Origin of the sequence: Chitinophaga niabensis (genome assembly GCF_900129465.1) — a bacterium.
In the GTDB taxonomy this organism is placed as follows: Bacteria; Bacteroidota; Bacteroidia; order Chitinophagales; family Chitinophagaceae; genus Chitinophaga; species Chitinophaga niabensis.
This window is the reverse complement of the sequence record NZ_FSRA01000001.1, coordinates 3,147,655-3,165,361: the sequence shown is the minus strand read 5'-3', so window position 1 is coordinate 3,165,361 and position 17,707 is coordinate 3,147,655. Positions and strand designations below refer to the sequence as shown.

The 17,707-nt window shown below is 44.8% G+C and carries 18 protein-coding genes; 10 read left to right on the top strand and 8 right to left on the bottom strand.

All coding sequences use genetic code 11. The annotated features are described in order from the left end of the window. Window positions 1-54: 54 nt before the first annotated feature. Window positions 55-828, top strand: a complete 774-nt coding sequence (xth, locus tag BUR42_RS12500; RefSeq protein WP_234979663.1) for an exodeoxyribonuclease III — start codon at window positions 55-57, stop codon at window positions 826-828. 16 nt (window positions 829-844) lie between these two features. Here xth and BUR42_RS12495 read toward each other — a convergent pair whose 3' ends face one another. Together BUR42_RS12495 and BUR42_RS12490 are read right to left on the bottom strand one after the other, a co-directional pair. Beyond that, window positions 845-2,188 (bottom strand): sulfatase family protein, encoded by a 1,344-nt coding sequence (locus tag BUR42_RS12495; RefSeq protein WP_074239553.1) that lies wholly within the window; start codon window positions 2,186-2,188, stop codon window positions 845-847. 221 nt (window positions 2,189-2,409) lie between these two features. Continuing rightward, complete coding sequence (locus BUR42_RS12490; protein ID WP_074239552.1) at window positions 2,410-2,982, bottom strand: hypothetical protein; 573 nt, start codon at window positions 2,980-2,982, stop codon at window positions 2,410-2,412. Window positions 2,983-3,424: 442 nt separating this feature from the next. Between BUR42_RS12490 and BUR42_RS12485 the strand changes: the two genes are divergently transcribed. Further along, the gene (locus BUR42_RS12485; RefSeq protein WP_084185537.1) at window positions 3,425-3,781 is read left to right on the top strand and encodes a LytR/AlgR family response regulator transcription factor; all 357 of its coding nucleotides are present in this window, start codon (window positions 3,425-3,427) and stop codon (window positions 3,779-3,781) included. 88 nt (window positions 3,782-3,869) lie between these two features. Next, on the top strand, window positions 3,870-5,060 hold the full coding sequence (locus tag BUR42_RS12480; RefSeq protein ID WP_074239550.1) for a TlpA family protein disulfide reductase: 1,191 nt from the start codon (window positions 3,870-3,872) through the stop codon (window positions 5,058-5,060). Window positions 5,061-5,090: 30 nt separating this feature from the next. On the opposite strand, the gene BUR42_RS12475 is transcribed toward BUR42_RS12480, so the two are convergent. The 6 genes from BUR42_RS12475 to BUR42_RS12450 form a co-directional block, all read right to left on the bottom strand. Continuing rightward, window positions 5,091-6,167: a DUF1266 domain-containing protein gene (locus BUR42_RS12475; protein WP_074239549.1), complete on the bottom strand. Its 1,077-nt coding sequence runs from the start codon at window positions 6,165-6,167 to the stop codon at window positions 5,091-5,093. 19 nt (window positions 6,168-6,186) lie between these two features. Next, window positions 6,187-6,612: a hypothetical protein gene (locus tag BUR42_RS12470; RefSeq protein ID WP_074239548.1), complete on the bottom strand. Its 426-nt coding sequence runs from the start codon at window positions 6,610-6,612 to the stop codon at window positions 6,187-6,189. Between the two features lie 40 nt (window positions 6,613-6,652). Continuing rightward, window positions 6,653-7,264, bottom strand: coding sequence for an SIMPL domain-containing protein (locus tag BUR42_RS12465; protein ID WP_074239547.1), 612 nt, complete (start codon window positions 7,262-7,264; stop codon window positions 6,653-6,655). Between the two features lie 10 nt (window positions 7,265-7,274). Further along, complete coding sequence (locus tag BUR42_RS12460; RefSeq protein WP_074239546.1) at window positions 7,275-7,700, bottom strand: hypothetical protein; 426 nt, start codon at window positions 7,698-7,700, stop codon at window positions 7,275-7,277. Window positions 7,701-7,794: 94 nt separating this feature from the next. After that, window positions 7,795-8,436, bottom strand: a complete 642-nt coding sequence (locus tag BUR42_RS12455; protein WP_074239545.1) for a response regulator — start codon at window positions 8,434-8,436, stop codon at window positions 7,795-7,797. Further along, window positions 8,426-10,267, bottom strand: a complete 1,842-nt coding sequence (locus tag BUR42_RS12450) for a tetratricopeptide repeat-containing sensor histidine kinase (protein WP_074239544.1) — start codon at window positions 10,265-10,267, stop codon at window positions 8,426-8,428. Before BUR42_RS12450 ends, BUR42_RS12455 begins: the two co-directional genes overlap by 11 nt. 101 nt (window positions 10,268-10,368) lie before the next feature. Here BUR42_RS12450 and BUR42_RS12445 point away from each other — a divergent pair, with 101 nt between their 5' ends. The 7 genes from BUR42_RS12445 (at window position 10,369) to BUR42_RS12415 (ending at window position 17,663) form a co-directional block, all read left to right on the top strand. Beyond that, complete coding sequence (locus BUR42_RS12445) at window positions 10,369-11,283, top strand: alpha/beta hydrolase (protein ID WP_074239543.1); 915 nt, start codon at window positions 10,369-10,371, stop codon at window positions 11,281-11,283. A gap of 47 nt (window positions 11,284-11,330) precedes the next feature. Beyond that, entirely contained in the window at window positions 11,331-12,752 is a 1,422-nt protein-coding gene (locus tag BUR42_RS12440; protein ID WP_074239542.1) for a sulfatase, read from the top strand. A gap of 71 nt (window positions 12,753-12,823) precedes the next feature. Continuing rightward, window positions 12,824-13,279, top strand: coding sequence for a MaoC family dehydratase (locus tag BUR42_RS12435; protein WP_074239541.1), 456 nt, complete (start codon window positions 12,824-12,826; stop codon window positions 13,277-13,279). A gap of 14 nt (window positions 13,280-13,293) precedes the next feature. Continuing rightward, window positions 13,294-14,442, top strand: coding sequence for a glycoside hydrolase family 130 protein (locus BUR42_RS12430; RefSeq protein WP_074239540.1), 1,149 nt, complete (start codon window positions 13,294-13,296; stop codon window positions 14,440-14,442). 2 nt (window positions 14,443-14,444) lie between these two features. Beyond that, on the top strand, window positions 14,445-14,912 hold the full coding sequence (locus BUR42_RS12425) for a hypothetical protein (protein ID WP_074239539.1): 468 nt from the start codon (window positions 14,445-14,447) through the stop codon (window positions 14,910-14,912). A 162-nt stretch (window positions 14,913-15,074) separates the two neighbouring features. Continuing rightward, window positions 15,075-16,421, top strand: coding sequence for a hypothetical protein (locus BUR42_RS12420; protein WP_074239538.1), 1,347 nt, complete (start codon window positions 15,075-15,077; stop codon window positions 16,419-16,421). A gap of 129 nt (window positions 16,422-16,550) precedes the next feature. Further along, entirely contained in the window at window positions 16,551-17,663 is a 1,113-nt protein-coding gene (locus tag BUR42_RS12415) for an acyltransferase family protein (RefSeq protein ID WP_074239537.1), read from the top strand. The last annotated feature ends 44 nt before the right edge of the window (window positions 17,664-17,707 follow it).

The following is a 17,707-nucleotide window of genomic DNA, read 5'->3' as shown; positions in this document are numbered from 1 at the left end:
TATCCTGTTAGCCCCGTATTTTGATTTATTGGCGAATATATAATCTTAAAAGACATGCTGAAAATTGCTACTTATAATATCAACGGCATAAATGCCCGGCTGCCTGTATTGCTTCAATGGCTGCAGGAGGCAAAGCCGGACATTGTTTGTTTGCAGGAACTGAAAGCACCCGGTGAGCGCTTTCCTTTGGCTGAGATCCAGGCAGCAGGCTACCAGGCTGTATGGCATGGGCAGAAGAGCTGGAACGGCGTTGCGATCCTTTCACGTTCCCTGCCGATCCAGGAAGTGGGGCGTTCCCTTCCCGGAGATAAGGATGATGTTCAGAGCCGTTACCTTGAAGCAGTTGTTGGGCAGATAGTGATCGTTTGTCTTTATTGCCCTAATGGTAATCCATATCCGGGCGAGAAGTTCGAATATAAGCTCAAATGGTATAAACGATTGACCGCACATGCTAAAAAGCTGCTCGCTCATGATGTACCTGTGATACTGATAGGAGACTATAACGTTATGCCAACCACACTGGATGTTTATAAACCTGAGAAGTACGTGAATGATGCGCTTTTCCGCACAGAGGTAAGAGCTGCTTTTGATGGCCTGTTAAAGCAGGGATGGACAGATGCTATCCGGCATCTTTATCCTGAAGAAACTATTTATACATTCTGGGATTACTTTCGCCGTGCATGGGAACGGAATGCAGGGCTAAGGATCGATCATTTTTTAATAAGCCCGCATCTGAGGGACCGGCTTTCCCGTGGAGGTGTTGATAAACATGTGCGGGGCTGGGAGAAAACAAGCGATCATGCCCCTGTGTGGATTGAACTGAAATAGCTAGGTATGATACTTTTTACTGTGTCAACTTTGGGAGTGAATCCCACCATTGCAGTAATTTATCTTTCAGTTGTGCTGCTACAGCCGGTTCGCTGTCTTTAAGGTTATTTGTTTCGACTTTGTCCTTCTTTATATTATAGAGCTGGACCTCTGTACTGTTACTATTCATTAATAGTTTCCAGTCCCCGGAAAGTACTGCCAGATTGGGACTTCTATTATTAATATTATTGCCTTTCGGGTAGGCGAATGCAATATCATTACGGCCGTATTCCCAGAATATTTCTTTGTTCCTGGCCGCCGGTTTTCCCAGTAATACAGCACTTCTGTCAACTCCATCACCAGGGTAATCTTTGGGAAGGGAAACGTTGCTTAGTTTAGCCAGTGAAGGAACGATATCTATTGCACTAACAGCAGAGGAACTATCAATTGTTCCTGCCGGAACATGCCCTGGCCAGGAGATGATGAAAGGCATTCGGATACCTCCTTCATATAAAGATAACTTTGATCCTCTGAATCCTGTTGCCCTGCTGCCCTGGAAGGTTGGTAACGGCCCATTATCACTGGTAAAAATGATGATGGTATTTTTTTCGATGCCTAATTTTTTTAACCCATCCAGCAGCCTGCCGATCTGCACATCATATTCTTTTAGGACCAGTTTAAAGGCGGCTTGTCCTTCTCTGTTCATGGAATCTTTTTTGGGGACCCATGGTGTATGCACTTCATCCGGCCAGAGATTGATAAAGCAGGGTTGCCCTTTATGCCTGCTTAGAAAATCAAGTGTTTTATCTACAAAATACTTTGTCCGTTCCCACCTTTTGATGCTATCCTTATCTGACCAGATCCAGTCTGTTGCAGTGATTAAAGGGTCAGGGTCTGGGCTTTCATAAGTGCTGGCATGTTCATCAAAGCCATATTGTTCAAAGCCGGGAGCATCCTTCACATCTCTTCCTCCACCAAGATGCCACTTACCGAAATGGCCTGTTGCATATCCGGCCTTTTTAAAGAACCTGGCGATGGATGGCGCTGCGGGGTCGAGGAAATCTGCCTGTTGCGCATTCCTGTTGTGTTTTTTATTATCGAGGTAGGTGGAGAAATTCCATCTGCCGGGATACATGCCGGTGAGAAGCCCTGCTCTTGAGGGAGAACAAATAGGAGCAGCGCTGTAATAGTTGGTAAATTTCCTGCCGTTCTTTGCGATACGGTCGATGTTGGGCGTGGGTACAAATTGCCCTCCGAAGCAAGTGATATCGCTATAACCCATATCATCTGTGAGGATGTAAATGATGTTAGGTGCCTGGGTTTGGCAATATGTGGATATTGATCCTAATAAGATAACTACAGTAAGTAAGGTCTTTGACATTAAAAACTTTATTTGCTTTTAAGTAATATACGGTGTTTATGGAAAATATCTCAAGGTGCATCCAATATTAAATAACAGGCTATGACTAATGCATGTCAGGACATCGGAGATGAAAACGGGAACGCCGGCATTCAGATATCTCTGTTCAAACATGAAGGCGGTATGGATTAGATTGGAAAAAGGGTTGCGCTGTGCAGCGCAACCCTTTTTATGTGTGATAACTACAGCGTGACTTCAAGCACGGCCTTGTTCCCCGGAACATCCGTAGCAGCAGCTACGATTCTAAGAGGTTCCATGGAGGCGTTAGCCTGAGAGGCGGTATAGATCCACTGTTCCCGGTTAATAGGGGCCAGTGTTGCATTCCCTTCTTCCAACAGATCGCCTGTTGAAGCCAGGTAAATACTCACCTTTACTTCAGCTACCCTGAAATCGTCCTTTGCATGAATAATGATCGTTGAACCGGGCGTACCATTGTACTTTTCGGTATTGATCTTCTTTACTACAGGCGCTTTCAGGAAGTCGCGCAATGCCATGTTGTACGCTGTTTTGCCAGGGGGAGCTTTCTTCTGGTATTCTTTTTTCAGCTCAGCTGATTGAATTGCTCCCTGGGCATACATTGCGGCAGATGCAAAGAGTTCGCGTTTTGCCAGTTGTTGTTCTGTGCTTACCGCATTCTCATTGATCCTGGGCATTCGTGCGATCATGGTATTATTACCATGTTTGCGGTAAACAAATTGTTTACCTACGTTACCTCTTGCTCCTCTCACGAGGAGGTTTTCGTTAATATTAGCCATAAAAAAATTGTTTTAAATGATGAATTAAAATTGTTTCGTTCAGTGCCGATGCCGCTATGGGAGAAGGTTACAGGAGTCGCTCCTCTCCGTTCACCTAAGCGATGCTCCCTTTGTGGCGATCGACAATACAAAAGTACTTTGGAAGAGGACCCGATCTTTGAATATGTGGTATCGGTGCATGCGTTTTGTGGTCTCAGTGTACAAACAGGTGGGGTGAATGAAATTTTCAGGTTGAAAAAATGGTGTTTGTTCAGTGAGCCTTCTACCATCCTTCTGCCATCCTTCAGCCAAACATCCTCAAAGTCTTGCTGCCGCAGAAAACCACTGAAGGATCACTGAAGGATGGCAGCAAAGTGTCAGTAGGTTTTGCAAAACGGTTTTTTTCGTTACATTTGAACGTAACCCGTTTAAGCACAAGATCTAACACCCAACTATATCCATTATGATGAACCAGCCATTTTTTATCCGGGATGATCGCAGGTTAGTAAGACTTAACCTGGCTGAGATCATGATACTTAAATCGGAGGACAATTATCTTAGGTTTTTGGCAAAAGATTATTCCTATCAGGTACGCGCTACTATGGAAAAAACGTTGAGTCAATTGCCGGAAGGCCTCTTCGTCAGAATTCACCGTTCCTTTGCCGTGTCCCTCAATTATCTTGAGGAAATAGGGAAGGAAAAGGACCTGGTAGTGGTGGGTGGAGTGCCTTTGGCGCTTTCGAAGCAATTTTACCCGGAACTGATAAGTCGGTTGAATATTATCGGGGGAGATAAAGAGGCAGGAAAGAAAGCAGGTTAAACCTTTTATGAAAGGCAGGTTACTTGCAGGAAATTAGATGAGGATAATCTACGGTGATTTCATAGATTAGGGTTGTAAACATTTTGTTATGCAGAGAAAATTCATCCTCCTCCTGTTCAGTTTAACCTGTTCCCTTCAAACCTTTCCGCAGATCAAGAGCGGGGAAAATGTGCTTCCGCTCAACATTACACACTGGATCAGTAATGTGCCGCCAGATAAGAACCTCCGGGGTAAGTTCCTCGTCGTGGATTTCTGGGCAACCTGGTGTGCGCCCTGCATTGCAGGTGTACCACACTTCAATTCCATAGCAAACTCCTACAAGCAGGATAACCGGCTGCGTTTTCTTTCTCTCACCGATGAAAACGAGGCGAAAGTGAAAAAGCTGCTCGCCAAAGTAGTATTTACTACCGCAGTAGTATCAGACACCACAGGCAAAACATTCAAAAATTTCAGGATCAGCTCCATTCCTTTCTGCGCGCTTATAGATGACCGTATGCAGGTGCAATGGGCCGGTGCGGCTTATGAACTCACAGAAGGTATGATAACGGATTTCCTTGCCCGTAAAAAGGTAGTTGCGCCTCCGTCAGCCAATCTGGCTGTTCGTACCAGTCCCATCTATGATTCTTTAAAAATTGTTTTCAACTCAGTACAGGATAACCAGGACATCAAAGAGTATTTCAGCGTGGGCCCATTGGAGAGCGTGCCCAGGGGTTCTGGTTTTCTTTTCACCCGCCCCGGTAAGTTGTATAATGAAACCAGGATTGGTATCAATACGCAATATGCCTTTGCGCAACTGCTGAATGTAAGCAATATACAAGTGGTATTGCCACCTGCTATGATCAATTCGTTCCTTTCCTATTGCTATAAAAGTGAAAAGAAAACGGAAGCAGGCCATGTGCTGGATACGCTCATGAATAACTTTGAACTAAAGTTGGAAACGCGTGATAGCCTGCTGGAAGTACTTACGCTGGAAGTAACGGACACCATTAAACTGCTGGCGAACCTTGCAGATCCGAAAGCAATACAAAGTAAGGTTAGCGACGCTGATGGTGTTGTTTCGCTGGAAAACCACTCTCTCGCGGCTATGATCATACCATTGCAGGGGCCATTTCCCGGTATGGTGGTTCTCAAAAATAGTGAGCCGTTCAGCAAACGGAGATTCAACCTCACTATCTTCACTAAAGATCTTTCCAAATTGCAGGAATCCCTTTTGCCGATGGGTATTACAGCAACATTGGGTAAACAGATGCAGAAGGTTTACTATTTTGGATATAAATAGGTGGCCAGTTGTGGCAGTGCAGGGTATGCTTCAGTTATCATTATTTTCTGACTGGAACCCGATGGTATGCCGGGTATTCTTTTTAACGTCTTCTTCTACATATTCCCTGCAGGCATTCAGGATCACTTCGGGTAAAGTGCTTTTCTTCGTCCATGTTACGCCTTTTATTGGCCATTCGCAGTCATGATCATAAGCTTTCTGCATTTGTGCCTCTTCGTTGGTTAGTTTGAAATCGTTGCACCAATAGGCATGCCCGAGGCGATAGTTGTTGAGGAAATCAGTATAGTTATCAAAAAGCGCATGGGTGTAATCGGAGGCTTTAAGGATCTGCTCCCAGGCTTTTTGTTCGGAAATGATCCCGGCCATAAAAGAAGTCCTGGAGAGCTCTATTACACGTTGCAGGTCGAATGCCCATACCAGTATGGCCGGTTTACCGTTTTGCGGCTCCCAGCAGGATGTAATATAACTTTCAGGAAGCTGGGTTAATTCTCCCAGCCGGGAGATCATAAAGTTCCTGTCTTGTACAGCCATTACCTGCTTATCTGCTGCAAAGAGCCTGCTATGCATGCCCGCATAAAGGGCATCTATCCGCTCGGTATATGTTTTTTCGGAAAGCACCTTCCAGGCTTCGTCGTTACTGGCCAGCCTGTCTTCTTTCGAAACAACCTGGAAGGTAGTAAAGCGTGTTTTCCCGGGCAGTCTTATCTCGGAGGGCCAGTATTCAAGTGTTTCTACCCAACTGCCGGCATGATAACAGGAATGGGCCTGTAGTTGCAAAGCTTCTCTTTTTTCCTGCGGCAACCAGGTAAGGTTCCCGGCCAGCCGGTAATATTTTTTTTGTTCGATGATGTTTTTAATCATCATTCTTTTAGTGACGGAAACAATGAGGGCGAGGGTGAGCAGGCCCAACACTACCAGGATCCCATACATCACCCAGCTTTGGATCTTGCCGATGGCCGTGAGCCTGTTGAGTGCCGGAATGGCTATTCCCATTGGGATACTCACAAGGATCAGTATCGAATAGAGAAGTCCCTGGTTGTTATGATTGAGATTGGGTTTGGGTTTTGCATCCTGCTCACCGGGTTGATTTTGAATAAATGCCTTCATTTGCATCGTTTTTATCTGGCTACTTTTTTACAAAAACAGTCTCCTGGATATAGCGTGTTTTAACGCCCGTTGAACCCTGGTCAGTTTCTTCCTGCGCTATGCTCATTTGTGTATCCTGGTACCATTTGAGTTTGAAATGTGTGGTGTAATTGCTTTCCCGTACATCCAGGTTGCCGCCATTTAAGGTGAAGGTGTACCTGTCCCTCGTACGCTTATCATCTCTGTATAATAAAAGGCTGTCCCCTGCAAATACAAATACATCCTTTTTGGGTTGAACAGTGGCTTCTTCTCTTTCTATTTCCTTATCATTCTCATAATAAATATAGATTTTTTTTGTCGCTTCCCAGGTGCCTTGCAGGTTATTTGCATTCACTTCCTGCATATTCTCTTTTTTACATGCGGCTGCTCCTCCCAGTATTAATAAAAATAAGATGATCTTTTTCATGTTGAATTAGATTTTTGGGTCAAAAATGAATGATGGCCGGCTACTCAACAGCAAATTTTATGATCAGGTAGTAATCCTGCTCTACAGGGCGCTTATAATAGAAATTATCTTCAGACCCTGTATCAAGTGGGGCATACTCCGTGATGGTAAGTACTGTTCCCGTTTTTTTGTTAATGGCCTTTGCAATGCCGGCAGCCCTTTCTTTGCCATTTCGGAACGCGGCATCAAAAAGTTTTTCTTCGTCCTTCAGTGGCTGGAACTTTAACCGTGTGCCCGTAATGGTGATAACGCCCCCTCCATTTGCCAGTTTAGCCGCTTTCAGCAGTTCATCCTTATTGCGGGTTTCAAAAGTAAATAAACTGCCTTCCCTGTACATTTGCAGGGCCTGGTATCCCATTTTGTCTTCTTTAAACCGGCTTTCTTCAAAACCGGCAGCTTTCGCTTTGGCAAAAAAGGCGCTTTTCAGATCTTCGAAAGATTTTCTGCCTTCCATTTCACCATAATCCACAGCTATGGCAAAATCGATCAGGTAGGACTCAATCTCCCGGCTTATTTTGGCTACACCCCTGACTTCTATGGTGGTCTCCTTTTCCTGGGCATGGCTGTTCAACGCTGCCAGTGATATGATGGCAGCCAGTATTAATTTTTTCATTTGTGTCTGTTTAAGCAATGGTGAACAAGAAAGAAGCTACAATCATCCATACACCTACGATAATACCCAATATGCCAAGCTGGCCTTGTTTGGGGGCAACCTTCGCCCTGATGCGTGCGGCTTTTTCCCGGGCTTTATCGTTGTTGGAGAGGAACAGTTTGTTGATGAGGGGGAAACCCAGCAAAAATCCCAGGCAGGCTTCTACCAGGCTGCCTGCCATCAGTGTTCCCCACCAGATGGGAGCGGAGGTAAGCCAGCCTAAGTTTAATACGGCAGATACTATGCCCCATATTCCCCAGAAGCAGAAAACGATACCGATCCAACCCTGGTAGGGTTCAACTTTTTCCAGCAGTTCCTTTGCGTTTGGTTTCTTAGATAAGATCAGAGAGGGTACAGCAATGATGCTGAGCAGGATTAAGGTAATTCCGTAGATCATAATATTAGGTTTTTGTTATGCAACAAAGGTATCCCGGCACGATGGGGGCAACAACATCGTTTCCAGTGAAAATCAATACCCTGTTTTCAGGGGGTTAGCTGAGCAGTCCTAATTTTACGGCATACCTGGTAAGGCCTGCCAGGTTGCGTACTTTTAATTTTAGTATGAGGGTTTTACGGTAGCTTTCAATGGTATGTTTGCTTAAGAAGAGCTTATCGGCAATTTCCTGCGTGGTGTACTCTTCCGCAATTAATTTCAGTACATCCTTTTCTCGTGAGGTGAGCATTTCCAGTGTTTCTTTTTCCTTGTTGAAAACACTGTTCATGTAATCCTGTTTGATGGCTTCTGAAAAGTATTTCCCGCCTTTCAGGATCGCTTTGATCGCGGCCAGTAACTCATCGGAATCTGCATTTTTGGAGATATAGCCATCTACATCCTGCTGAATGAGTGCATCGATCATGTTATTGTCGGTATGCATGCTTACCACCAGTGTGCTGATCTCCGGCCTGGTTTCCTTGATGTGATTATTCAGCACAATACCATTTACATCGGGCATGCTGATGTCTGTAATAACAAGATCAACCTGCTGGTCCGGATGCTGATCCAGGTAATTCATGATGAGTTTGCCGTTATGGGCATAATACAGCACATGAAGGTCTGCTTCCTTCTCAATTAATTTTATCAGTCCTTCCAGGAACAGCTTATGATCATCCGCCAGGATAATATTATGCTTCATATTTTAAAGGTATTTCAATGTCTATTACTGTGCCTTTCGATGGGAATGAATCAATGGAAAGTACGCCATCGAAAAGTTTCAGGCGTTCCCGTATATTCTGAAGGCCGATGCCCTGCCGGGTGGTTTCTGTGGCGAAACCTTTACCGTTGTCTTCGAACAGCAGCTTCAGCATGCCATCAAACTGCGTCAGCTGTATTTCCACTTTTGATGCCTGGCTATGCTTTTGGGCATTGGTGATCAGTTCCTGCATTATTTTATAGATCTCTACTTTCAGTGTTGTTTCGATGCGTTCTATTTCTTCCGGGGGATAAGCCTGAAATGATATCCTGGCGTTTCCGGGGAGGTCGAATTGCCTGAGATAGCCCGCGATCAGTTCGGTAAATCCTGTGTTGTTGAATTTTTGAGGAACAAGATCATGAGAGAGATCACGTACCTGGTGGTAAGTTTCGTCTACCTGTTTTATTAGCGCTTTTACCCCGAGGTTAGAAAGCTGGAGCTTAATAGCGGCAAGGTTGCCTCCGATGCTGTCATGTAGTTCTCCGGCGATCCGTTTCCGTTCTTTTTCCTGTCCGGTTACGGAGGCCTTCAGCAATTCCAGTTCTTTATCTTTTAGCAGCGCGGTGATCTTTTGCTGGTTCATTTCCTCCATCGTAGCATTCAGCTTACTTTGTGCCTGCAGTTTTTGGTAATACATATACAATAAGCCTATCACGGGCAGCAGGATGGCTAAGAATCCGATCAACAGGCTGTACTTTATTGTTTTTTGCTGGCTCAGTTCGTTTTCCTTGTTCAGGATCTCTTTTTCTTTCTGTGCGGTTTGGTATTTTATCTCCAGTTCGTTGATCTCTCTTTTGTTTTGCTTGTCCTGCACTTCCCTGGAAATACCCATTAATTGCGTCATGAGAGCATAGGCATTTTTATAATCGCCCATGGCGGCATGCAGGTTGCGCAGGCTATTCAGTACTTTCAGTTGTGCCTTCATGTCGTTCCATTGCATGGCATTGGCATACACCATGGTAAGCAGACCCCTGGCATTTTCATAATCCTGTTTTGCAATCAGGAGGTCGCCCAATCTTTGCCCTGCATTGATATAGACGTCGAAGAACTGGCGCTGCTGTGCGATATTGATCACTTCATTGTAAATGGTGAACGCCGTATCAGCATGCTGATTGAGTTCTGCAATGATGCCTAGTGTGAGTTTAGCCTGCAACTCGTTTTTTAGCTGGCCGGACTGGTGGAAAAAGGTCAGTGCCTTTGCGGCGTATTCCTGTGCTTTTACCAGTTCCTTTCGTTCTAAGTGGATTTGGCTGAGCTGCCTGTATACGATATGTTTTATTTGTTCATCCAGGGTGGTGGCCAGTAATTCGTTGTAGGCTGTAATAGCTTTGTTGTATTCATTACGGGCGAAATACACATTAGCTATGCCCAGTTTATTGTCGTTAAAGCTGGCCGTATCGCCCAGTGTTTCTGTTATCCTGATGCCTTCCAGGTAAAAACGCAAAGCTTCCTCGTATAATCCTTTGTCCTGGTAGGCCTTTGCCAGCATGTTGTACAGGGTGGCCTTGTCAGGGTTTTCGTTTGCTTCGGCGATCAGCTGCTGTGCATAAAAAATAACGGAATCTGTAGTGCCATGGGAGGCATGAAAGGCTAATAGCGGTTGCGCTGCCCGCATTTTCTCTTTTATATTGCCGGCATGTTTCAACTGTTGCAGTAATGAATCGGGTGTTTTAACAGGAAGTGTTCCGTAGCCGACAAAGGTTCCCGGGTTTTGTGCCAGGCCGGAAAAAATGATCATCAGCATCCACATGATAAGCAATGCCCTTTTATTCATTCGCTCGGTTTGGGTTAAAATATATGAAAGGTAATGAATTAAACAATTCCGGATATAGCAGCAAATGGGAACAGTTTTTGTTTTATTTATAAAAATACCACATGAAACAGTCTGTTGCTTATCTCTTTATAAGTACCTGCTTCCTGCTTTTTTCCTGTAAGAAGGACAAAGAAAGTTCTGCAGCAGCAAGGGTTATCACGGATGTTACCTTTGGTGATGATGCGAAACAAAAGATGGATGTATATCTTCCTGAAGGCAGAAATGAACAAACGCCCGTGGTGGTAATGCTACATGGTGGGGGATTTGTGGCTGGCGATAAATCAGAATTTTCTGCACATGCGCAACAATTTTCAGCCAAAGGATTTGCTGTGCTTAATGTAAACTATCGCCTGGTGAATGTAGACGGTGTACTCAGTGATCCTATTGTACATAAACCCAGCCCGGTAAAGATAGCAGACCAGCTGAATGACATTCAGGCGGCGGTTAACCTGGCGGTATCCAAATCCGGCGAATGGGGTATAAGCGCTGATAAATGGGCTATTGCAGGGCATAGTGCGGGTGGTACATTAGCACTGCTTTATGCCTATGGGGATAAGAATACAGGTAGCCGTGTTAAAGTTGCGGGCAACTGGGCAGGCGCCACTAATTTCGCATTTCAGAATGAGGCGGAGGTGCAGGCGCTGGACCCAAGGATCCGTGAAGTGATCTACAGGGCGGTAGGAGCGGAGCCTGTGCAGGCTAATGTGCTGGCGTATATGGCAGCCAGCCCACTATGGGTAGCTTACCAGGGACGGGGCAAGGCAACCATCAATATACGCCCCGAATCAAACGCGGTAGGCGATCTTCCGGATGGTAGCAAAGCCGAGTACCAGCAGTTTACTAATATCCTCAATGATAAAGGTGTGCCGAATAAATGGGTAGAGGTTGCGGGAGCCGATCATGGGTTTTCGCAGGCGGGTAAATGGGAGCTGGTTATCGGTGAATCAGCTGCGTTCTTCAACGCACGCTTGCAGTAACGGACATAAAGATTGGTGTTTTTAATATTATCCTGCTATTTTTAGGCATGAGATTTCTTATCTGTTGGATGCTGGCAGCTTGCTTGTTCAATGAATCCGCCGCAGCACAGCAGGCCGGTAAAAAGAATGTACTCTTTATCATTGTAGATGACCTGAAGCCGGTACTCGGTTGTTATGGTGATACCAATGCCCGTACCCCGAATATCGACCGGCTGGCCGCCAATGGAAGAGTATTCGACAGGGCGTATTGCCAGGAAGCAGTTTGCGCTCCTTCCCGCGCGTCCTTCATGACCGGCAGGCGTCCTGACCAACTGAAGATATGGGGCCTTTCACAACCTTTCCGCCCTTTGCATCCCACGATCATCACCTTACCACAATACTTTAAGAACAACGGTTATACCACGGCGGCGGCGGGAAAGATCTATCACGATCCGCCGGCCCACCATGACCCTGCTTCATGGTCCTGGCCTGCTTTGTTAGGCGTTACCGGAAATGGACCGGGCACTAAATATGTATTGACTGAAAATGCCGGCAGATCAAAAGCTGCCGCTACCGAAAGGGCAGCCGTGGAAGATACCGGGTATATTGATGGGAAGGTGGCCGAAGCTGCTATTGACCTGCTCAGCCGTTTGAAAGATAAACCATTCTTCCTGGCGGTGGGATTTCGCAGACCACATCTTCCCTTCACTGCACCCGATCGCTACTGGCAACAGTTTGATGGCAGATCACTGCCCTTGCCTGATACAACAGTTCCCCGTAATGCGCCGGCTATTGCCTTCCATCAATCACAGGAACTCCGGGGCTATACGGATATCCCGGAGCAGGGAGCTATTCCCGGGGAAAAAGTAAAAGAACTCCTGCAGGGCTACTATGCTGCGGTAAGCTATACGGATGCACAGATTGGTAAGTTGCTTGCGGCATTGGACAGCCATGGCCTCACCAGTAATACTATCGTAGTGCTGTTATCAGACCATGGGTTTCACCTGGGAGAGCAGGGCATGTGGGCCAAAGCCACCAACTTCGAAAATGCTACCCGCGTTCCCCTGATCATTAATGCCCCGGGCACTGTGGCCAAAGCAGGGCATACTTCAGTACTCACCGAACTGGTAGACCTGTATCCTACGCTAACAGCCTTGTGTGGTCTTCCGGTACCCAATGGATTGGCTGGTAAAAGCCTGGTGCCGGTATTAACAAATGCCCGTGCCGCTGTAAAAAACTATGCGCTCAGCCAGTTCATCAGGCCTTACGCAGCATTGTCCGATGAATCCCGTATAGCCGCTATGGGGTATTCCCTGCGCACCGGCCGGTACCGGTTTACAGAATGGTATGATTTTAAGACCCAGGCATTAATAGCTACGGAATTATATAACGATGAGGGAACCGTTAACCTGGCTGCGGAACCGTTACAGGCTAAAAATGTGGCGGACCTGCGCACGCAGTTAAAAAAACTGGTAGGAGAGAAGAAATAGGAGTAGGTTATAAATTCATGTATCTTGGGGCCACACATTAATCACCAGGTAATAATAAACAAATAAAGAGTATGGTAATTGTCAATAGTTTCGCAGAATATCAGGCATTCGAGGGTAAAGAAATAGGTAGTTCTGAATGGCATACAATAGATCAGGCACAGATCAATAAGTTTGCGGATGCAACGCTTGATCATCAATGGATCCATACAGATGAAGAAAGAGCAAAAAATGAAGGCCCTTTCGGATCTACCATTGCCCACGGCTATTTGACGTTGGCGTTAATTCCTTATTTATGGAAGCAGATTGCAGACATCCGCAATGTTAAAATGGAAATTAACTACGGTATAGAGCAATTTAAGTTTGGCCAGCCCGTGCTTGTGAACGACGAAGTTCAATTGAAAGCGAAGCTCAATTCTATAGTTAATCTCAGAGGTGTAACGAAAGTGATCATTGGTGCTACACTCAGCATTAAAGGCAAGGCCAAACCGGCTTACACAGGTGATGTGGTATTCCTGTATCATTTTTAAACCGGTTTAGGATCATGAAGTATTTTCTCCTGTTAAGCCTGGTATTGATCGGCACAAATACAACTGCACAAAATAAAAATATTCTTCCGGATTGGGCGTTGGGCGGCTTTGTAAGGCCCAACAACGTAAATCCTGTAATTTCAGTAGATACCAATGCAACATTTACGGACCCAATGACCAATGCCAAAATTCATTGGGAGAGCAATGATACCTTTAACCCGGGCGCAGCAGTCAAAGATGGCAGGATCGTTGTCCTCTACCGGGCTGAAGACAAGACCGGGGTAAAAATAGGGCACCGTACCTCAAGGCTGGGTTATGCCATTAGCCCGGATGGTATGCATTTCACCCGCAAAACGGAACCGGTTCTTTACCCTGCTGACGATGATCAGAAGGAGTATGAATGGCCGGGAGGCTGTGAGGACCCTCGTATAGCCGTAACAGAAGATGGTACTTATGTAATGTTATATACGCAATGGAATAGAAAAGTACCCAGGCTGGGAGTTGCCACATCAAAAGACCTGGAACATTGGACAAAACATGGCCCGATATTCCAGGATGCCTATGATGGGAAGTTCCTCAACATAGCTACAAAGTCAGCCTCCATTTTAACACAGGTTAAAAAAGATAAACAGGTTATTGTTAAGCTGAATGGCCGGTATTTCATGTACTGGGGTGAAAGACATGTATATGCCGCAACATCAGCCAACCTGGTTGACTGGACGCCATTAGTGGATTCACTGGGAGCATTGCTAAAACTGGCATCACCAAGAAAAGGTTTTTTCGATAGCGATATGACTGAATGCGGCCCACCTGCTGTAATGACTAAAGATGGAATTGTGCTGCTCTATAATGGCAGGAACAATTCCGGCGACAGAGGAGACAAACGATTTAACGGAGGTGCGTATTGCGCAGGCCAAATGCTGTTTGATAAAAAAGATCCTACCAAATTGCTGGCCCGCCTGGACGTTCCTTTTTTCAGGCCTATGGAGCCGTTTGAAAAAAGCGGGCAGTACCAGGATGGTACTGTGTTTATAGAAGGTATGGCATGGTTTAAAGGAAAATGGTTCCTCTACTACGGCTGTGCTGATTCAAGGGTTGGTGTGGCAATATATAATCCTGCCAAACCCGCGGATGCCGATCCAATTAGTGATCTCAAACACTGATGATGACGCAGCAGCAAATGATCCAATTTAAAACCAGTTTAAAAAAAGCCGGAGAACTCCTTATTAAGGAGCGAATAGCCACTGCACAACTAGCCATTGACAATGCGCAGGAAGCAGCTAATAACGAGGGGAAAAGTTCAGCAGGCGATAAATATGAAACAGGAAGAGCCATGGGGCACCTGGAAAAAGATATGTATGCACGGCAGCAGGCAGAAAATATGAAGGAACTTGACCTGTTGCAAAAAGTAAATACAGATCTCATTTATACCAATGCCCGGACAGGCGCTTATGTGAGATGTTCGGATCATTCTTTCTTTATTGCAGTTGGCCTGGGTAAACAGCAGGTAGATGATCAGCTGATATTTTTCCTTTCGCCATATGCTCCGCTTGCGAAGTTATTGTTACATAAAAAAGCAGGTGACAGTTTTCTTTTTAATAAGCAGGAAACGGTTATCGTTGAAATATTCTAAACCAGATGTTATGCGGGAGAATGGCCGAATAAGGCCATGATCTAATGCGGTCATTCACAAGCAAGAAATAGATGAGTTGACCATGATGCAATATTATTGATTTTGATGATCTAAAATATCCGATCTTCCAGTATGAATTTTTAAAGTTAATGCGTAGATCTTATGGGAAGTATTTTATACGATTTTCTTGCTGAAAGCATTTTTTTTCATGAAAAAAGTATGGCCAATAATTTCAAAAATGAATCTGCTTCCCGCATTGAAGAAGAAATGGATAAGTATTCAAATTATACTGATCGTTTCGCGAAGGAAATTATTGAGGATGTAAATAAGGAAACTTCATTATTGAAGATATACAATTCTACTAATAAAAGATATTTAGATACTATCACCCAAACTGCGCTTTTTTTAGACCAATATATTATTCATGATCCCATTTCAGAGTTTCTTTTTAGAATAGAATACTCCTGGGGCAGCCCTGATTCAAAATCGGTCCTGGCAGATGCATGCAGGTTTATGAAACATATAACACCCATGGTCGCAGCCAATTTCGTTAAGCCAGTTCCATGGGAAATTGTTTACAGGGATACAAACGGGCGATTTAGTACCGACGACAAGTATGAATGCGAAGTAGATATCCCTGCTGATCTATTTACATGGTTAAGAACAAAAGTTGAAGTGAGAGGTGGCAAATTAACTACTTCAGGTACATATGATTATGTTCCTTTAGCATCTGTCCGAGACCCTAATCGTATTGAAATCCGTTTTGACGACCATGCTTTAACTGGTGTAAAATATACTTTTAACTTCAAGCCGTCTCCATCAAGCGAAATACAAATTCCGCCGAAAGGAAATACTCCTGAGGAAGCGCGGGCGCATTATATGGCCCTGTTTTACTATGATAAAGACGATTATCAATTATGGTTGAACCAGGCTATCGACCGGGCGATCAATAACTATGCTACCCACGCCTACAGGGCTACTAAAATCAGTTCATTCGTTAATGCCAATCCCATGGTCACTGCTTCTACTATGGGAACACTTTTTAGCCTGGTTGCTGAACCTGCTGATCCAATTGTTGATTTCACGACAAAAAGGATGTTGGAGGTCAATATTCCTTTTTTTAAAAATATAGATATTGACAAGCTGATGGCTGTACGGCTGCATGAGGCAAATACTTTTACCACTTTTCGGATAGAGCTGGAACGACAGTTCAAAGAACTGAGGACCATTACGGATGAACAACAAAGAAAGTTAAAGGTTGAAAATATTATGCATGAAATTGGTGTTGTTCAGGTGGATAAGATCAATAGGAAATTTGATCATCTTAAAAAGCAGACCTATTTTAATATAGCTGTAGGTTTGGGTGGATTATCCCTAAGTATACCCACAGGAGGCGTCAGCCTGATCGGCACTACAATTGCCGCGATTAAGGGACTAAAAGATTACAGGGACCATATGGACAAGGTTAAAGAAAATCCCTCTTATTTCCTTTGGAAGATCTTACGGTAAAACTAAACGGCTTCCCCGCCAATTAATGGGCTTAGTTGCCAGTATCTAAAAAAATGAGGAAATTTTAGATAATTTGGCGGAACAAACAGGAGTTGTTTCCACATTAAAACTGATTGGATAAATAATTAAATGGATACGAATAAAACCTCCGCCACAATTCTGCAAACCAAACAGCATTTCGAAATTCTCGATGGATTAAGAGGGATTGCATCGCTGGCCGTTGTAATATTCCATTTTATGGAATGGGTTTACACGGACCCAGGGAAGAACTTTATCGGGCACGGTTTTCTGGCTGTCGATTTCTTCTTTTGCCTTTCGGGGTTTGTGATCGCATATGCCTATGACGATCGCTTAGCCAAAATGGGCATTCTTGAGTTTTTTAAATCGAGGGTTATCAGGTTGCACCCGCTGGTTATAGCAGGATCTGTATTAGGCCTGCTGGCATTTTTGTTTGATCCGTTCGGCGGTGATCCCGGGTTGTTCAGTACCGGTAAGATCATCCTGCTCTTTTTATGCTCGGCACTGCTTATACCCTTTCCTGTAATGGGCGATCGTGGATTTAACCTGTTCGGCCTCAATGCACCGTCCTGGTCGTTGTTTTGGGAATATGCGGCCAATATTGTTTATGCATTTGTACTCTGTAAGATCAAACGTGGTTACCTGATATTGTTAACCATTATCTCCGCAGCGGCCATTTGCTTTGTATGTTACCGTTCCGGTAATTTATTGGGTGGCTGGAGCGGCCCGACCTTTTGGGATGGATGTGCCCGGATATCCTATTCATTCTTAGCGGGGCTGCTTATTTACCGTTCTAACTGGATCATCAGGAACAAACTGGGGTTCGTTGGTTTGGCTATATTGTTATCCCTGGCCTTTGTAATGCCATTCTCAAGTTGGAATTGGTTATCGGAATCTTTGGTAGTGCTGTTTTACTTTCCCCTGCTGATAGCTTTGGGGGCAGGGGCGGCATTAAAACCTGGTTTAAAGAAGATTTGCGTATTCTCCGGGAAGATCTCTTACCCGTTATATATGACGCATTATGCCGCTTTATGGATGTTCGGCAATTATTACACCAATCATAAGCCTGGCAGTACGGAACTGGCTTTCGTTATCATAGGCGGGATAGTTTTGCTGGTGGGAATGGCGTACCTCGTGATGGTAGTTTACGACATCCCTGTAAGGAAGTATTTGAGTGATAGGCGGAAGGAGAGGCTGGCACGCCAGAACGCCGGCAATAAATGAAGGAGAAGCCTGATCCCCCTAAACTTGGCCTTAAAGCCCCCTTT